This is a genomic window from Nostoc sp. (assembly GCF_036918245.1).
GTDB lineage: Bacteria > Cyanobacteriota > Cyanobacteriia > Cyanobacteriales > Nostocaceae > Nostoc.
The window spans coordinates 166,749-185,342 of the sequence record NZ_JBALEF010000017.1 but is presented as its reverse complement, the minus strand read 5'-3'; the positions used below and the strand labels follow the sequence as shown (position 1 = coordinate 185,342).

Annotated in this window: 9 protein-coding genes; all 9 read left to right on the top strand. The window is 39.2% G+C overall.

Annotation, left to right across the window (positions count from 1 at the left end):
* The first annotated feature begins 15 nt into the window (after positions 1-15).
* The 9 genes from V7L12_RS03755 (at position 16) to V7L12_RS03720 (ending at position 18,578) form a co-directional block, all read left to right on the top strand.
* On the top strand, positions 16-4,704 hold the full coding sequence (locus V7L12_RS03755; RefSeq protein ID WP_335082245.1) for a type I polyketide synthase: 4,689 nt from the start codon (positions 16-18) through the stop codon (positions 4,702-4,704).
* A complete protein-coding gene (locus V7L12_RS03750) occupies positions 4,697-9,355 on the top strand; it encodes a type I polyketide synthase (RefSeq protein WP_335082243.1) in 4,659 nt (1,552 codons plus the stop codon). Before V7L12_RS03755 ends, V7L12_RS03750 begins: the two co-directional genes overlap by 8 nt.
* A 149-nt stretch (positions 9,356-9,504) precedes the next feature.
* A complete protein-coding gene (locus V7L12_RS03745; protein WP_335082241.1) occupies positions 9,505-10,266 on the top strand; it encodes a class I SAM-dependent methyltransferase in 762 nt (253 codons plus the stop codon).
* A gap of 279 nt (positions 10,267-10,545) precedes the next feature.
* Positions 10,546-14,643 (top strand): non-ribosomal peptide synthetase, encoded by a 4,098-nt coding sequence (locus tag V7L12_RS03740; protein WP_335082239.1) that lies wholly within the window; start codon positions 10,546-10,548, stop codon positions 14,641-14,643.
* An 18-nt stretch (positions 14,644-14,661) separates the two neighbouring features.
* The gene (locus V7L12_RS03735) at positions 14,662-16,038 is read left to right on the top strand and encodes a cytochrome P450 (protein WP_335082237.1); all 1,377 of its coding nucleotides are present in this window, start codon (positions 14,662-14,664) and stop codon (positions 16,036-16,038) included.
* A gap of 37 nt (positions 16,039-16,075) precedes the next feature.
* Positions 16,076-17,458 (top strand): cytochrome P450, encoded by a 1,383-nt coding sequence (locus V7L12_RS03730; protein WP_335082235.1) that lies wholly within the window; start codon positions 16,076-16,078, stop codon positions 17,456-17,458.
* Positions 17,459-17,524: 66 nt separating this feature from the next.
* Positions 17,525-18,196: a TauD/TfdA family dioxygenase gene (locus V7L12_RS03725; protein WP_335082233.1), complete on the top strand. Its 672-nt coding sequence runs from the start codon at positions 17,525-17,527 to the stop codon at positions 18,194-18,196.
* Complete coding sequence (locus tag V7L12_RS33095; protein ID WP_442947866.1) at positions 18,197-18,394, top strand: TauD/TfdA family dioxygenase; 198 nt, start codon at positions 18,197-18,199, stop codon at positions 18,392-18,394.
* Positions 18,395-18,455: 61 nt separating this feature from the next.
* Entirely contained in the window at positions 18,456-18,578 is a 123-nt protein-coding gene (locus tag V7L12_RS03720; protein WP_335082231.1) for a hypothetical protein, read from the top strand.
* The last annotated feature ends 16 nt before the right edge of the window (positions 18,579-18,594 follow it).

Sequence of the window (18,594 nt, the reverse complement as noted above, 5' to 3'; positions counted from 1 at the left end):
CTGATTTAGAAAATTATGAACACCAAGACAACACTTGAAAAAATAGCCAATTTAGATATAGCAATAGTAGGAATATCTGGTCGCTTTCCTGGTGCAAAAAATATCGATGAATTTTGGCATAATCTTCAAAATGGAGTTGAGTCTATTTCATTCATATCCAATGATGATTTAGTAGATTTAAATATTGAAGAGGCAGTTTTAAACGACCCTCAGTATGTAAAAGCAGCGCCTGTACTAGAAGATATTGAGTTGTTTGATGCTAGGTTCTTTGGTTACAGTCCTAGAGAAGCTGAAGTTGTAGATCCCCAACATCGCCTCTTCATGGAATGTGCCTGGTCATCTCTTGAAAACGCTGGATACGATCCAGAAACATACAATGGTTTGATTGGGGTTTATGCTGGTGTAGGCACAAATACTTACTTTTTTAACAATATATATAAAAACATTAACTTAATAGATATTTCCAATAAATATACTCTTAATAAAGATTTCTTGACTACAAATATTTCCTATAAATTAAATTTAAAAGGCCCAAGTGTCGGTATCCAAACTTACTGCTCTACTTCATTAGTTGCTGTACACTTAGCCTGTAAAAGTCTACTTGATGAAGAGTGTGATATCGCTTTAGCTGGTGGGGTTACAGTTACAGTTCCACAAAAGTCAGGTTATTTCTATGAAGAGGACGGAATTTTGTCTCCTGATGGTCACTGTCGTGCTTTCGATGCTAAAGCACAGGGTACTATTTTCGGCAGTGGACTTGGAATAGTTGTCTTAAAAAGATTAAAAGATGCTATTGCAGATAAAGATTATATTCATGCAGTTATTAAAGGTTCAGCAATCAACAATGATGGTTCCTTAAAAGTTAGCTATACAGCACCTAGTGTAAATGGCCAGGCTGAAGTTGTTGTAGAGGCTCTGGCAAATGCTGGAATTAATGCTGATGATATTTCTTATATAGAAACTCATGGAACTGGAACTGCTACTGGAGATCCAGTAGAAATTGCGGCGCTCACTAAAGCTTTTCGTGCTTTTACACAAAGAAATGGCTTCTGTGCTATCGGTTCAGTAAAACCAAACATCGGACATCTAGATATAGCATCTGGTATAGCAAGTCTGATCAAAACTGTTTTAGCATTGAAATATAAACAAATACCTCCTAGCTTAAATTTTGAAGCTCCCAATCCTGAGATTGATTTTGCAAATAGTCCCTTCTACGTCAATACTAAACTTACCGAGTGGAAAGCTAATAATATTCACCGCCGAGCAGGAATTAGTTCCTTAGGTTTTGGTGGAACTAATGCCCATATAATTCTGGAAGAAGCTCCTGAAATTAAATATTTTGATCATTCTAGACCTTGGCAGCTACTCTTATTATCAGCTAAAACGACTTCTGCGGTTGAAACTGCGGCTACAAATCTGGTTGACTATTTAAAACAATATCCAGATATAAATCTAGCTAATGTGGCTCATACTCTACAAGTGGGTCGTAGAGCTTTTAACCATCGCCAAATGTTGGTGTGCCAGAACATTAAAGATGCTGTAATTGCTCTGGAAACGCAAGATCAACAACGGGTTTTTAGTGCATATCAGGAGCATAGGGAACAGCCAGTCATCTTTATGTTTTCGGGACAAGGGGCGCAGTATGTAAATATGGCTAAGGAACTGTACAAAGTCGAACGTACATTTGCGAAACACGTAGATACGTGCGCTCTGGTTTTGCAACCCCACCTCGGTCTTGATATCCGCTCCCTACTTTATCCCAAGGAACAAGACACTGAAACTGCTTCAAAGCAACTACAACAAACAGCCCTCACCCAAAGCGCGTTATTTGTTACAGAGTACGCCCTGGCTCAGTTATTAATGTCATGGGGAGTGCTACCAGAAGCGATGATCGGTCACAGCATCGGGGAATATGTCGCCGCGACTGTTGCAGGTGTATTTTCCCTAGAAGATGCTCTATTCATTGTGGCAAAAAGGGGAGAGTTAATGCAACAAGTACCCAGAGGAAGTATGCTGGCAATTAGGCTTTCAGAAAAAAATGTGCGATCGCTACTCTCTGCACAGACGTTGTATAAAAATTCTCTACAAATCGCAGCTGTTAACAGCCCATCTTCCTGTGTTGTTTCTGGAACAAACGAGGCAGTTGCTACACTAAAAAATCAATTATCCTCTCAACAAGTTGAATGTCAACTGTTGCATACATCCCATGCGTTCCATTCCCAAATGATGGAACCAATACTAGAAGCATTTATTCAATCCATCAAAAAAGTCAAACTAAACCCACCACGTATACGCTTTATTTCCAATGTAACTGGTACTTGGATTACTGAAGAACAAGCCACAAATCCCGATTATTGGTGTCAACATTTACGAGGAACAGTGAGGTTTTCAGATGGGATATCGCACCTGTTAAAGCAGTTTGAAGGTGTTTTTCTAGAGGTGGGACCAGGACGAACATTAAGCACATTAACAACACAGCATTTAGATAAAAAAACCAAACAACAAGTACTAACTTCATTAAGTCATGTTCAAGAGCAACAATCGGATGTTAGCTTTTTATTACAGACATTAGGTCGGTTGTGGCTGGCTGGTGTAGAAATAGATTGGTCAGGATTTTATACCCACGAGCAGCGTCATCGTTTGCCTTTGCCGACTTATCCTTTTGAACGACAAAGGTACTGGATTGAAGCTAACAAGCAAGGACAAGATGGCGAGTGCACACCAGTATCACTGGCTAAAAAGCCTGATATAGCCGACTGGTTTTATATTCCTTTTTGGAAGCCTTCTTTACCCCCAGTACAACTAAAACATCAAGAATTAGTCACTCCAAAATCTAGCGCTTTGGTATTTCTTGATGAGTGTGGCGTGGGTATCAAATTGGCAAAAGAACTAGGAAAACACAACCAGGATGTTATTACCGTAAAACTTGGTGAGAAATTTACGAGATTAGGTAAGTCTCAATATACGATTAATCCTCAAAATCATCATGATTATGATATCCTCATCCAGGAAATTATCAGCCAAAACCAGTTACCCAAAACGATGGTTCATTTCTGGAGTGTTACACCTAGTAGTGAAGAAGAATTAGAAATTGAACAAGTTGAACAAGCTCAAATAAGAGGATTTTATAGTCTTCTATTTCTTGCCCAAGCTTTGGGAAGACAAGAAACTACTGATAATTTTAACATCACAGTTATTTCTAACAACCTCCAGTCAGTAACGGGAACTGAAGTACTTTCTGCAGAGAAAGCAACTTTACTCGGAACAGTTAAAGTTATTTCTCAAGAATATTCAAATATTAATTGTCGTAGTATTGATGTTATCCTTCCCCCCAACGATAGTTGGCAAGAAGAAAAACTTCTAGAAAAAATACTGGCGGAACTGACTGTTGATGATTCCCAAAAGTTAATTGCTTACCGAGGTTTGAATCGCTGGGTGCAGAGTTTTGAGCCTGTGCGTTTTGATCAAGCTAAAATCGAAAAGCCTCAATTACGAGAAAAAGGAGTTTATTTAATTACAGGTGGACTCGGAGGTATTGGACTTGTTTTGGCAGAATACTTGGCTCGAACTGTACAAGCAAAACTACTGTTAGTAGGACGTTCTGCTTTGCCAAAAAAAAATGAGTGGGAAAAATGGCTCACTACTCATGATGAGGCTGATAGTACTAGCTGCAAAATTCGCAAAGTTGAAGAACTCGAACAGTTGGGTGCAGAAGTTTTGGTAATTAGTGCTGATGTCAGCAATACAGAACAAATGCGGAGTGCTGTTTCTCAAGCTCAACAGCAATTTGGTCAATTAAACGGTGTCATTCATGCTGCGGGAGTTCCTGGAGGCGGTGTGATTCAGCGAAAAACTCAACAAGAAGCAGAAAGTATTCTCGCTCCCAAGGTCAAGGGAACACTAGTTATTGATGCAATTGTCAAAGATATTCAGTTAGATTTCTTTGTGTTGGCATCATCAATGAATTCAATCTTAGGAGGATTTGGACAGGTAGATTATTGTGGTGCAAATGCTTTTCTTGATGCTTTTGCTCACTCTAATGCCTCAAAAAAAGGTAGATTTACTACAAGTATCAATTGGGATACTTGGCAAGAAGTTGGCATGGCGGTAAACACACAATTGCCTCAACAACTTCAAGAATTGCGAACAGAAAATCTTCAAAAAGGTATATTACCGAATGAAGGTGTCGATGCTTTTCTACGTATTTTAGGAAGTAGAATGCCTCAAGTTGTAGTATCTACTTCTGACTTATTGCATTCTCTAAAACAGCATAATTCTTACAAGGAAACACAAGTTATAGATTTTTTAGAAACTGCCAATTTATTCAAGTCAAAATATCCTCGACCAGAATTAAGTAATGATTATGTTGCTCCTCGAAATCAAATTGAACAAAAGCTTGCCGATATCTGGCAACCAATCCTGGGAATTAAAGAGGTAGGTCTGTATGACAATTTCTTTGAATTAGGAGGAGATTCACTACTAATAATTCAGGTTCGCAGTCAAATTATAAAAATATTAAACAAAAATATCTCGACCGCTTGCCTATTTGAATATTCAACTATAAGTGCCTTGGCAGAATATATCGGTGGAAAACAGCTTGAAGAACCGATATTTCAAAAAGCTGATGAACGTGCTAGCAAAAAAGAAGTGGCTATGCAAGAAAAAAGACAATTAATGAAACAAAGGAGGAAGGCAGATGGATAACCAACAAATCCATGATTCCATCAAAGGCATAGCCGTAATCAGTATGGTTGGTCGTTTTCCAGGAGCCAAAGGTGTTGATGAATTTTGGCAGCATTTGTGCAATGGGCAAGAGAGCATTTCTTTCTTCAATGATGAAGAATTAGAAGCTTCAGGCGTAGACTCAGCCACGCTGAGTAACCCTCAATATGTCAAAGCTGGTGCTCGTCTCTCAGACATTGAAATGTTTGACGCTCCTTTCTTCGATTTCTCGCCCAAAGAAGCCGAAATCATTGATCCGCAACACCGTATTCTCCTTGAATGTGCTTGGGAAGCGCTAGAAACTGCTGGCTATGCTCCTGGATCTGAGAAAGAGTTAACTGGTGTTTACGTAGGAAATTTTATAAACGACTACTGGCTTAGTAGACTAAGTGTCAGCCCTGAGATAATCGAATCAATGGGTGCATTAATTGAATTGAACAATAGTCATCATTACCCAGCTACAAGAATTTCATATAAGTTAAATCTGAAAGGGCCGAGTATTAACATTAGTACGGCTTGCTCTACATCATTGGTAGCTATTCACTTAGCCTGCCAAGGATTGCTGAACTATGAGTGCGATGTAGCTTTGGCAGGTGGTATTTCAATACAGTCTATACAAAAGCAAGGTTATTTCTATCAAGAAGGGGGGATGAGTTCCCCCGATGGTCGCTGTCGCACCTTTGATGCTAAAGCAAATGGAACTATTTTCAGTGACGGGGTAGGCATTGTCGTACTGAAGAGATTAGAAGATGCTTTGGCAGATGGGGACTGCATTCATGCAGTGATTAAAGGTTCAGCTATTAATAATGATGGAGCCGCTAAGGTAGGTTATACAGCGCCTAGCGTGGGTGGTCAAGCTTCAGTAATAGCTGAGGCTCAGGCGATCGCTGGATTTAATCCGGAGACGATTACCTATATCGAAACACATGGAACCGGCACAAGCTTGGGAGATCCAATTGAAATTAGCGCCCTCAAGAAGGTGTTTGAAGCCCGTACCAAAAATAATGGATTCTGTGCTATTGGCTCGGTAAAGCCCAATGTTGGACATCCAAATATAGCCGCTGGCGTGACTAGTTTAATAAAAACGGTCATGGCTGTTAAACACGGTTTGATTCCTCCCAGCTTACACTTTGAACATCCTAATCCTGAGATAGATTTTGCCAATAGTCCCTTTTATGTCAATACCAAATTATCAGAGTGGAAAACTAACGGTACACCACGTCGAGCAGGTGTAAGTTCTTTTGGCATTGGGGGGACTAATGCCCATGTTCTTTTGGAAGAAGCTCCAGTGATTGAGGCTTCCAGTCTCTCGCGTCCTTGGCAATTGCTTCTACTGTCAGCGAAAACCAGTACAGCCCTGGAAACTGTGACAGCGCAACTGTGTACTCACTTGGAGCAAAATCCTGATATTTTCCTACCTGATGTAGCTCATACCCTACAAGTAGGCCGTCGGGCTTTTGACTATCGCCGCATAGTCGTTTGCCATAGCCAAGAAGATGCAGTAGAATTACTTGACAAGCAAGACTCACTACGTGTTTTTAGTCACTACCGCAAGCCAGGTCACTGTCCTGTCATCTTCATGTTTTCGGGACAAGGGGCGCAATATGCAAATATGGCTCACGAACTATATGAAATTGAACCGACATTTGCGAAACACGTAGATACTTGCGCTTTTATTTTGCAACCCCACCTCGGTCTTGATATCCGCTCCCTACTTTATCCCAACAAACAAGACACTGAGACTGTTTCAAAGCAACTACAACAAACAGCCCTGACACAACCAGCGTTATTTGTCATTGAGTATGCCCTAGCTCAGTTATTAATGTCATGGGGAATACATCCAGAAGCAATGATTGGTCACAGTATTGGGGAATATGTTGCTGCTACTGTTGCAGGTGTATTTTCCTTAGAAGATGCCCTATTGATTGTGGCAAAAAGAGGACAGCTGATGCAACAAGTACCCACAGGAAGTATGCTGGCAATTAGGCTTCCAGAAAAAGATGTGCAGTTGCTGTTAGAATCAGAGACGTTGTATAAGAATTCTCTCCAAATAGCAGCGATTAATAGCCCATCTTCCTGTGTTGTTTCTGGAACAAACGAGGCAGTTGCTACACTAAAAAATCAATTATCTTCTCAAGAAGTTGAATATCGGCTGTTGCATACATCTCATGCGTTTCATTCACAAATGATGGAACCAATACTAGAAGCATTTATTGAGCTTGTAAAAAAAGTCAAACTGAATCCACCACGCATACGGTTTATTTCTAATGTTACTGGTAGTTGGATTACAGATGCACAAGCCACAAATCCCGATTATTGGTGTCAACATTTGCGACAAACTGTGAGATTTTCAAATGGAATATCTCTACTGTTAAAGCAGTTTGAAGGTATTTTTCTGGAGGTGGGACCGGGACGAACTTTAAGTACCATTACGACACAGCATTTAGATAAAAATACCAAACAACAGGTATTGACTTCATTACGCCATGTTCAAGACCAACAATCTGATGTTAACTTTTTGTTGCAGACATTAGGTCGGTTGTGGCTTTTTGGTGTAGAGATTGACTGGTCGGGATTTTATACTCACGAGCAGCGTTATCGTCTACCTTTACCTACTTATCCTTTTGAGCGACAAAGATACTGGATTGATGCTAAATCCCCATCGCCTTCTTTAAAGAGTAAGTCAGTAAAATTAGATAAGAAACAAGATATTGCCGACTGGTTTTATGTTCCTTCATGGAAACGTTCTTTGCTGCCTAATTCATCCTCTTCTCAAATAGAATCTACACAAGATGAGTGGCTATTTTTTGTTGATGATTTTGGAGTGGGTGAAAAATTAATTAATGCCTTGAGCAATCAAGGTAAAAATGTCATTACGGTTAACCAGGGAGAACAGTTTAGTAAACTAAGTGATGGTGTTTATACAATTAATCCATACAGACGCCAAGACTATGAAACTTTGTTTCAAGAATTAATTTTATTCGGTAAAATTCCCCAAAATATTGCTTATTTATGGAGCATCAGCAAACTAGAAAATTGTCAATCTAGAAAATTTTTAGAATTCAATAGTCTGCTGTTTTTAACGCAGAGCCTTAGTAAGCTCAAAAATAGCGATGGGCTACGCCCCGCCGTAGGCGATCGCTTACAACTTTGGGTTATATCGAACAACATTCAAGAGGTCAATGGTAATGAAAAACTAGACCCAGCAAAAGCAACAATATTAGGTCTATGTAAAGTTATTCCTCAAGAATATCCTAATATTACCTGTCGGTGTATTGATATTGCCTTAACAAATCATCAAGGTTCTGAGGATAGAGAGGGAAATTATAACAGTAATATTATTGACCAACTTTTAAGCGAGTTTACATCTCTATCCTCAGACTTGATTGTTGCTTATCGTGATTTCTACCGTTGGGTACAAATATTTGAACCACTTCGCTTCGAGTCAGTAGTTGAAGAAAAAACACCGTTGAGAAAACAGGGTGTTTACCTATTTACTGGGGGATTAGAAAATATTGGAGTTCTGCTTGCAGAATATTTAGCACAATCTCTACAAGCAAAACTCATATTTATCGAGGATTCTGCTTTTCCAGAAAAAGATGATTTTTCACAATGGCTTGAAACTCACACTCAAGAAAATGAAGTGAGTTGCAAAATCCAAAAATTACTAGCATTAGAGGAATTAGGTGCAAAAGTTTTGGTGGTGCGTTCAGATATAACTGACTATGAACAAATCCACCAGACTCTTGCACCTGAGAATATTGGTCAAATTCATGGGGTTATCTATTCAACTGGAATCAAGCGTGAAAATATATTTAGTTCGATTCCAGAAATTGGTAATATAGAATTGGAAAACCTATTTAACTCCCAACATCATCAGATTACTCTATTAGAACAAGTATTACAGAAGAGAAAATTAGATTTTTGTGTCGTCTTTTCTTCTTTATCTTCCATTTTAGGAGGTTTTGGGTTAGGTTTATATTCAGCAGCTAATCATTTCATAGATACCTTTACTAACCGACACAACCGAACTCATTCTTTGCCGTGGTACACTCTAAATTGGGACAAATTACAACTCAATACGACCCAAGAACAAAAAGCACTGGAAGAAGCATCGGGGGTAGAATTAGCCATTACTTCTACAGAAGCTGTAGAAGTATTTAAACGAATATTTTCTCTAGATAAAGCAACTCAGGTTGTTGTTTCCACGGTAGATTTAAAAGCTAGGTGCGAGCGCACATTTGACCTCGACTCTCTACCTAATTCAAAATCCTCCTCTCAAATAGACTCATCCTCGCGCTACTCCAGACCTAACCTTAATAATTCATATCTTGCTCCGACAAATAAGTTGGAAAAACAAATTACGGAAATATGGCAAGAGGTACTTGGAATTGCAGAAGTTGGTATTTACGATAACTTTTATGAGTTAGGAGGAGACTCCCTCATTGCAACTCAACTAATTTCTCGATTGCGAGAAAGATTTCCTGTAGAATTACCACTGCGTGACTTTTTATTACAAGCAATGATACCAGTCAAACAGACAGAAATGATTGAGCAACTTCTGTTAGAAAAAATTGAAGAGTTATCTGAGGAAGAGGTAGAACTGCTTTTGGCTAATCGCGCAGATGATTGACCTCTAGAGACTTTAAAATGCGAGGCACTCCTCGAATTATTATGAGCTTGTATACGAGTTATAAGCGTGATTAAAAATTATTGCTTTTCTTCTCACTTTTGCAAATGAATTGATTGGAAACCTTTACTTATAAATAGGAAAAAAATTTTATGTCTTTAGCAATTAATCCTCTTATGTCTTTAGCCAGCAATCCTCCAAATTATGAGCCGATTGCTCACTTACAGAACGAATTCAAGAATAAAGATAAATTTATAGATGATGGTGTACTACCTTTTTTAGAGCAAATACTGTTTCCCTATCTCTCTAAAGAAGCCCGTATTCTCGACCTTGGTTGCGGTTGTGGACATTTAATGCAACAGCTTCAGCTTAAAGGGTATCAAATGACTGGGATTGATGCATCTGAAGGACTATTGCGCTATGCCCGAATAAACGCACCGGAAAGTGAATTTATCCTTGGTGATATACGTAAGTTTGAGTTGCCACCCACGTTCAATGCTATTATTTCAATCGATGTTTTTATTTTCATCCTAAATAATCAAGACTTGACGGCCGTCTTCCGAAACGTATATACAGCACTACAGGAAAATGGTCTGTTCGTGTTCTCGATACCATTAGTAGAATTAATGTATAAGCTTGCTGGAGAAAGATATTTCAATCATATCTATGTCAATGATGAATGCGCTTTTCTGGAATTATTTTACTATCAACCGGAAGAAAAGATGTGGAAAATCGAAGTTACTGGATTTGAATTAGTAGAGAAAACTTGGAAGCGTTCAGACACTACTTGGCTGAGAAAAGATCACTTATTCACAGATGTAAAATCAGCTTTAGAAAATGTGGGCTTCCGAGAAATTAGTCATCTTAATGCTGGAGAGGGAACAGGTAACACTTGCTTTGTTTGTCGTAAGTAAGTCGGCGCAATTAAAGGTAACTGCTGGGGCTGTCATTGGTCATTGGTAAAGGTTAGAAGCGTATTTACATTTTGTAACATAATTCTATTTATTCTCACCAAGTTCCTTAAACGTCTTTAGCACGATAGTAAAATTACGAAAGTTTTTGGTCTAGTCGGAGTTAATAAACTCGTAAAATTACTCTCCTCAAGAATGAGGTCACGGTACTTAAATTATGATTAATTATCTAGCTAAAAAAGGAAAAATTGCAGTTAGTGAGTCTTCAGATAAATTTTAACAATGAATAAACAACACTCTAATTTATCACCTGCGAAAAAAGCTCTTTTAGAGAAATGGAAGGGAGGAAAGTTTAAAGCTGATACTATTCTCAAACGTCAAATCTCTGAGAATATACCCTTATCTTTCTCCCAACAAAGACTATGGTTTATTGACCAACTTTATCACGGGAGTTCCTTCTACAATATTCCCATCGCTTTTCATATCAAAGGAAAGCTGAATATTAGAGTACTTCAGCAAAGTCTGAATGAAATTCTCAAGCGTCATGAAGTTTGGCGCACAACTTTTACAGTTGTAAATGGAGAGCCAGTACAGGAGATTGCACCCCAATTAACTTGGGATTTACCCATTATTAATCTTGAGCATTTGTCTGGTAAAGATTGGGAGTCTGAGGTTAAAAAACTTGTAGCAGAGTCAGCGAAAAAACCTTTTAATTTAGCTAAAGGACTTTTAGTCAGAGCAACTTTACTTCGCTTGAGTGAAGAAGAACACATTTTGCTTATGACCATGCACCACATTATCACGGATGGATGGTCTTGTGGTGTGTTCCTGCGTGAGCTGTCAACGCTATACGCTGCTTTCTGGACAAATCAACCTTCCCCCTTACCCGAACTCCCCATTCAGTATGCAGATTTTACCATTTGGCAACGCGATCGCATGCAAGGTGAATTCCTCGCAACCCAATTAAATTATTGGAAGCAACAACTCAAGGGTGAGTTACCTGTACTACAATTACCCACAGAGCGCCCGCGACCTACTGTTACTACTTTCACTGGTGCCAAGCAATACTTTACATTCTCGAAAGCTCTGACTGATGCATTGAGACAATTAAGCCAGCAAGCAGACGCTACTTTATTTATGAGTTTGCTGGCGGCATTTAACATCTTATTATATCGCTACACAGACCAAGAAGACATCTTAATTGGTTCTCCAATTGCCAACCGAAACCGAGCCGAATTAGAAGGAATGTTAGGTTTATTTGTTAACACTTTGGTGTTACGTAATAATCTCAGTGGAAATCCTAGCTTTCGCGAACTTCTACATCGAGTACGTGAGGTGACTCTCGATGCTTATGCACATCAAGATTTGCCTTTCGAGATGCTTGTAGAAGAATTGCAACCCGAACGAGACTTAAGTCGGAATCCACTTTATGAAGTCATGTTTGTCCTGCAAAACAGCCCAGTGTCTGTACAGGAAGTTTCTGGTTTAACCTTGCGAACTTTGGAGTTTGATAGTGGTACAGCTCAACTAGATATTTTCCTATCCATGTCTGAATCCCAAGAGGGATTAACAGGGTGTTTAGAGTACAATACAGATATTTTTGATTCAACAAAAATTACCCAATTTATCAATAACTTCCAGACTTTATTAGAAAATATCGTTACTAATCCAGAGCAGCGCCTTAGTGAGTTATTGATACTAACTACTTCTGAGCAAGAGCAACTATTATTTAAGTTTAATCAAACTCGTGCAAATTATCCTCAAGATGCATTTTTGCATCAATTATTTGAGCAACAGGTTCAACTCACACCTGACTCTTTAGCATTAATTCATCAGTCTGAAGAACTGACTTATCGTCAACTTAACCACAGAGTTAATCAGCTTGCACATTATTTACAAAAACAGGGTGTAACAAAAGAAACGCTAGTTGCTCTATGTCTTGAACGTTCTCTAGAGATGGTGGTGGGAATTTTAGCTATCCTCAAAGCTGGCGGTGCATATATTCCACTCGATCCAAGTTATCCAGTTGAACGTTTAAATTTTATGCTCTCTGATTCTCAAGCATCGGTGTTAATTAGTCAACAGGAGATATTAGAAAAACTCTCATTATCTTCAGCTAAAACTGTTTGCTTGGATATCCACAAAAACGAAATTGCTCAAGAAAGTTCTGAAAATCCCATTAACATCTCTTCATCTGATAATCTCGCCTATGTTATCTATACTTCTGGCTCAACTGGAAGTCCTAAAGGTGTTCTTGGCACACATCGCGGTACAGTAAACGGCCTACACTGGTTATGGAAAACCTATCCTTTTACCCAAGGAGAAGTTTGTTGTCAGAAAACAGCTATTAGCTTTGTAGATTCTGTGTGGGAAATTTTTGCTCCTTTACTTAGAGGAATTCCGACAGTAATTATCAAGAGTGAAACTTTACTAGACTCGCAGCTATTTATAGAAGCTTTAGCACATCACAAAGTTACCCGTATTATACTTGTACCTTCACTACTGCGCTTACTTCTAGATAATTATAGTCATCTGATTAAGAAATTATCAGAACTGAAACTTTGGATAACTAGCGGGGAAGCACTATCTGTTAAGTTAGCTCAAACTTTTCAAGAATTGATACCATTTGCCAAACTAATTAACCTTTACGGCTCATCGGAAGTTTCCGCTAATGCCACTTATTATGATACGAGTTTATTGCCAGAACAGGCAAGCAGTGTCTCCATCGGTCGTCCTATCGATAATACTCAGGTTTATGTTTTGAATCGCAATTTACAACCAACACCTCTAGGAGTTATCGGTGAACTTTATGTTGGTGGTGACGGATTAGCGATGGGATATTTGCATCGTTCAGAATTAACTCAAGAAAGATTTATTGATAATCCCTTTATACCCAGAACTAAACTTTACAAAACAGGCGATTTAGTCCGATATCTCAAAGATGGTAATCTTGAATATTTGGGTCGTTATGATGAACAAGTGAAAATCCGAGGATTCCGAGTAGAATTGGGTGAGATTGCAACTGTTATTGCCCAACATCCAGAAGTGCAAGAATCTGTTGTAATTGCTAGTGATGATGCTCAAGAAAATCAGCGTTTGATTGCATATATTGTCACAGATAAACAGGATCTAGCTGTAGAAATATTCCCAGATTTGCAACAGAAATTGCCCAATTATATGCTACCATCTAGTTTTGTTGTACTGGATGCGCTCCCACTGACACCTAATGGCAAAGTAGATAAGCGTTCTTTGACAACTGATGAAGTTATTCGACCAAATACTACTCAATCCTTCCTTGCTCCTCGTAATTTTACAGAATTATCATTAGTAAAACTTTGGGAAAATCTCCTAAATACTAACCCTCTCGGGGTAAAAGATAACTTCTTTGACTTGGGTGGTCACTCATTTTTAGCTGTACGCTTAATGGCTCAAATTCAGGACAAATTTGGGCATAATCTTACCCTATCTACTCTTTTTGAAAACCCAACAATTGAAAAATTAGCGATTATTGTTAGTCAGCCATCCCGTGATAGTTCTAATTCTCCTTTAGTAGCAATTAACTCTTCTGGTGACAAGATACCTTTCTTCTGTATGCATGGCGCTGGCGGAGGTATTAATAACTACTTTAAATTGTCCAGAAGGCTTGGTGAGGACTATCCATTTTATGCCTTGGAACATACTCTAGAGCAAGACCTACCTGAAATTATTTCAGTTGAGGAGACAGCAACTCGCTACCTCCAAGAAATTCGTCAAGTACAACCAAATGGCCCTTATTTTTTAGGCGGTCATTGTTACGGCGGTGTAATTGCTTTTGAAATGGCGCAGCAATTGCAAAGGCAAGGTCAAACAGTAAGTTTATTAGTTCTTATCGATACTATACAACCAGAAACACGTATTGAATCTACAAAAGATGACGATGCAAAATTCTTACTCCGCATGGCAGAATCGATAAAAACCAATAATAATATAGATTTTTCAATTCCTTTTGAGGAACTTCGAGTTTTGCCACTAAATGAGCAATTTCATTTAGTAAATAAAAAAGCAAACTTTATCTTTAGCGATACAGAGGTTGAAGATTTTCTCCATTATTACAAACTTTTCCGAGCGCATGTCCAAGCTATGCGAGATTATGTTCCCCAGGTTTATCCTCAATCCATAACTCTATTTCGAGCTAAAGAGGAGATTATTCATGACTTTGACAATCGAGAATGGAGTACTGATGACCCCTTATTAGGCTGGGGGAAATATTCTAGTCAACCTATTCAAGTAATTGAAGTTCCTGGCGATCATTTCTCGATTTTCGTTGAACCTCATATTCAAGAATTAACTAAACATCTGAGAATTTGTATCGATAATTCTGTATACGATATCAATCAATAATGGGAGTAAAAGAGACTCATGAAACTACCCCCAGGACCGAAAACACCGTTATGGTTGCTAAATCTGCAATTTGAGGCTGACCCCTTTGGTTACATGGATGCTCAGGGCAAACGTTATGGTGATATTGTCACTCTAATGTCTGGTTCTACACCAATTGTTTATGTGAGCAATCCCTTAGGAATAAAGGATATTTTCACAAATACTAAAGAAATTGCAGCTAGAGGTGCATTAAACCAAAATTTCGCCTTAGGAACAGGAAATCAAGGAGTTCTTCAACTAGATGGCTTAGTTCACAAAAATCGACGCAAGCTCTTAATGCAATCTTTTCACGGAGCGCGAATGCAAGCCTGTGGGCAACGTATTTGTGAACTCACAGAAAAGATTATGAGTAAACAGGTGATTGGAAAACCTTTTGTTGCATACCCGACAATTGAAGATATCACCTTACGAGTGGGTATAGAAGTTGTAATGGGTTTGGATAAAGGAGAGCGCTGTGAGAAAATTAAAGATTTATTTGTGTCTACGCTCAGAATCGGACAGTCTCCTCTAGATAAGATTCTTGGGAATATTTTTGGACAACGGGATTTAGGTCGATGGAGTCCACAAGGGTATCGCCTTCACCTGAGGGAAAAACTTTTTCAATTGCTATTGGCTGAGGTTGAAGAACGACGATCGCAAGCAAATTTTTCACGCCCTGATATGCTTTCAGATATGATATTTGCTAAAGATGAGACAGGTCAACTATTGAGCAATGAAGAAGTGCGCGACCTCTTATTATCGCCTATATTTGCGGCTGGTGATGCTTCAGGAACTGCGATCGCTTGGTCTTTATATTGGATTCACCGTTTACCTAATGTTCGCTCTTGCCTTTTATCAGAACTCGACAGCCTTGGTGAAAATCCAGACCCTATGAATATTGTCGCACTACCCTACCTAAGTGCCGTTTGTAACGAAGCTTTGCGAATTTATCCAACTCAGTTGTTTGCATTTCCCAGGTTGGTAGAATCGACCGTTGAGGTCATGGGTTACGAGTTGAATCCCGGTACAGTACTTATTGCTAATATTTATTCGACACATCAACGTGAAGATATATACCCTGCTCCAAAAGAATTTCAGCCAGAGCGCTTTTTAGAAAAACAATTTTCCTCCTACGAATTTTTACCTTTTGGCGGTGGTTCTCGTGTCTGTATTGGCGGAACTTTTGCCTTATTTGAAATGAAACTTGTATTAGCAACTATTCTTTCACGTTATCAATTGGATCTAGTTAGTAAGCGTCCAGAACGTCCCAAATTTGGAGGTCTGATTTGTTACCCAGCTAGTGGCGTGAAGATGGTTATGTGCGGTCGGCGTCAACATCAAGGACAGTCGCAGACATTTGTTGTCGGTTCAGTTTAACAGCGATCAATATTTTAACATTTACCTAAAAATACTAATGAAACTACCAGATGGACCAAAAACTTCTCCCCGGTTGGTGAGTCATCAATTTAAGACCGATCCCCTTGGCTTCATGGATGCTATGAGCGATCGCTATGGTGATATTTTCACTATTATGACTGGTTCTACACCTTTAGTTATCGTCAGTAACCCACAGGGGATAAAACAGATTTTTACCAGCGCCAAAGAGATTAAAGCTTCTGGAAAGTTGAACCAAGGCGGTGCGGCTCTAGTGGGAAACAATGGGTTACTTATGCTTGATGGCTTGCGCCACAAGCATCGCCGTCAGTTGTTGATGCCTCCCATGCATGGGACTCGGGTACAGCTATATGGGCAGCGTATCTGTCAAGTGACAGAGAAAATCATCAATGATCTGGCGCGAGGCCAAACTTTTGTTGCCTACCCGATTGTGCAAAAAATTACTTTAGAGGTAATACTGCAAGCTTTGTTTGGTTTATCTGAGGGAGAGCATTATGAACAATTTCGGCAACTACTTTCCAATTTATTAAGTTTTGCCCGGTCTCGCTGGCTGGGGTTATCTCTCTCCTATCCCTTTCTGCAAAAAGATTTCGGTCGTTGGACTCCTTGGGGATATTGGCTTCATCTCCAACAACAGTTTGATAAACTACTCTATGCTGAAATTGCAGAAAGGCGATCGCAAGTAGATCCTACTCGCACCGATGTCCTCTCGGAACTACTCTTTGCCCGTGATGAAACGGGTCAACCAATGACCGATGAGGATATACGAGATTTGTTCCCATCATTGCTACTGGGTGGTCAGGATGCATCAGCCACTGCCATAACTTGGTCATTGTACTGGATTCACCGTTCAAAAGATGTTCGGGAACGATTGCTAGCAGAACTTGATACTCTTGGTGAATCCCCAGATCCTATGGCTATTGCTGCGCTACCCTATCTTAGTGCTGTCTGTAATGAAGCACTACGAATTTACCCAACTCAGGTAGTCACATTTCCACGCCTGGTAGAAGCACCAATTGAGGTGATGGGCTACGAATTGAGTCCAGATACAGTCACCAGAGGCTGTATCTATCTGACACATCAGCGTGAGGACTTATATCCACAACCGAAGGAATTCAAACCAGAACGGTTTCTGGAGCGACAATACTCTCCCTATGAATTTCTCCCATTTGGGGGTGGTGCTCGCCGCTGTCCGGGTGAGGTGTTAGCACTTTTTGAGATGAAACTAGTCTTAGCAACAATTCTCTGTCGCTATCAACTAGCACTAGCCCATGAAGAAAGAGTAGAAAAACCCAAGGCTATAGGTGTTAACTATCCCCCTGCTAGTGGCTTAAAAATGATTTTGCTTGGTGAACGTCCACGCTCAACCAAGCCACAGCAGTTCGTTGCTAATTCAGCGTAAAAGGCGTTTGTCTTGCGGTAAGCAATTACAATGTTAATCCCAACCAAAAAATACTAAATAAAACCCATGATTAGTAAAATCGAGTCATTAGGAACAGGAACAGGAAAAATAGTATCTAGTACTAACGATTGTGAAGATATTTTACGTGTTTCTCAAGAAGAAATTCTTGAGCTATTCAAGTCATCTGGAGTTGTTCTTTTTCGAGGTTTTGGCGTAACTCCCATACTGATGAAACAATTTTCCGAAAAATTCAGTTGTAGCTACCTTAAAGATCCTACGAAAACAAGTATTGAATCGGTTGATTTTGTTAACTCAGTAGATAACGGAATGGATGCTAGTCCTCCTCATACTGAGCATGGTGCTAATCCTTATCAACCAGATGTTATTTGGTTTTGCTGTCAAATGCCTGCACAAGAAGGAGGCGAAACTCTATTTTGGGACGGTGTGCAACTATGGAAGGAAATGAGCAAACATCTGAAACAGTTATTTGTTGAGAAAAAACTAAAGTTTGCTTTTGAAAATGTGCCATTAGATATGTTAAATCAATGGATTAACGGTGGTGAAACCATTGATGATTGCAAGCAAGTATTGGATAATTTTGAGGATTTTAGTTATCAGATAAATGAAGATTCAACATTTTCTTTAAAATATATTCGTTCAGCAGTAGTCAAAACCAAGTATGGGAATCAAGATGCATTTGCCAACTTTCTTTGGGCATCTCACACTCGCGGATGGTAGATTTTTGAAGATGGTTCAAAGCTTTCTAACGAAGTAGCCGATGAACTTCAGAAACTATACGACAAGTTTACGCAAGAAATATCGTGGCAAGCAGGCGATCTAGCTATGATCGATAATTCGAGATTTATGCACGGTCGCCGCAAATTCAAAGATAATCGACGGCGGGTATTCACTACCATAGCTAAGATTTTAGACTAATGGATGGCAAGAAAAGCAAAAAATGGTTTTTATTTATTAATAAACAGGAGTATTAGATAAAATGGACCAGAAAGAAGTCAAAATTAAGCCAAAAACTCGTATAGATGCTTTTGTCAAGGTATTCTCCAAGCAACTCAAGATAATTCATCAAGGCGATCAAGTAATAGTACAAAAGACATCATGATTAAATCAGCTTTTTT